This window comes from Pseudomonas sichuanensis, from assembly GCF_003231305.1.
Classification (GTDB): Bacteria; Pseudomonadota; Gammaproteobacteria; order Pseudomonadales; family Pseudomonadaceae; genus Aquipseudomonas; species Aquipseudomonas sichuanensis.
Map to the genome: position 1 here is coordinate 1 of NZ_QKVM01000130.1, position 1066 is coordinate 1066.

At 59.1% G+C, this 1066-nt stretch carries 1 protein-coding gene; it reads right to left on the minus strand.

What is annotated here, in order from left to right; translation table 11 throughout:
- Positions 1 to 7 precede the first annotated feature (7 nt).
- A complete protein-coding gene (locus DM373_RS28395; protein WP_004577240.1) occupies positions 8 to 970 on the minus strand; it encodes an IS30-like element ISPpu17 family transposase in 963 nt (320 codons plus the stop codon).
- Between the last annotated feature and the right edge of the window lie 96 nt (positions 971 to 1066).

Genomic DNA, 1066 nt, shown 5'->3' on the forward strand with positions numbered 1-1066 from the left:
CCTGAATTCAACACATAAGTGCAACGCTCACCCCTGTATGCACTTCGTACGGCGTCTTCCAGCCCAAGCGCTTGCGCGGGCGTAGATTGATCCTCGCTACTGTCCGATTGACGGCTTCGACGGTCAGCTTGCTGAAGTCGCTGCCCTTGGGGAAATACTGGCGGAGCAGACCGTTGGTGTTTTCATTGGTGCCACGTTGCCAGGATGAATAGGGGTCTGCAAAAAAGACCTGGCACTGGCTCCGTAGCGCGATGCGTTCATGCCCGGCAAACTCCCTTCCGTTATCCAGCGTCAGCGTGTGAGCGGCATGGCCCTGAAGCATCAGATTGATCGCCCGCGTTACCTGCCGGCGCGTTCTGCGCTTGACCGGATAGGCGCTCAGATAGCCGCTTTTGCGATCAACCAGGGTCACCAGGTTACCGCCCAGTCCATGTACCGTATCGCCCTCCCAGTCCCCCAGGCGCTCGCGGCTTTCGACCTCGGCTGGGCGTTCACTGATTGACACGCGATTACGCAGCTGCCCGCGCCGATCGTGGCTTCCATAGCGTTTCCGGTAGCGCTTTCGGCGATGTCGCAGATAGGTATAAAGCTCACCACCGGCGCGCTGTTCGGCGGCAATGAACCGATAAATCCACTCATGGCTGACCGCCCGGCTTGGCTGCTCCTGCTTCAACCGCTGGGCGATCTGCTCCGGACTCATGCCATGCTTGAGCCACACCGGGAGATGATGGCTGAGCCATGTCGCCGGCTTGCAAAACTTGCGCGCACCCGCTCGACGAGCATCACTTTCATGGGCCGCAGAAACAGCCTTGTAGATATTCTGGGTGCTGTTGCGGCGAACCTCGCGACTGATCGTCGAGGGATGCACGCCGACCCGCTTTGCAATGCTCGCCTGGCTCTCTGCGGCGCTCAAGCCAGCCTCAATCTGGTAACGTTGTCCCTGAGTCAGCTGCCGGTAATGCGTAGTCATCTGCGCTTGAATCCTTCGGTGTGAGAGCCTGGATTCTACCGGTGGCTGGCTCTCTGCCTCTCGTTTCAAGCGTTGCGCTTATTCTATGAATTCAGG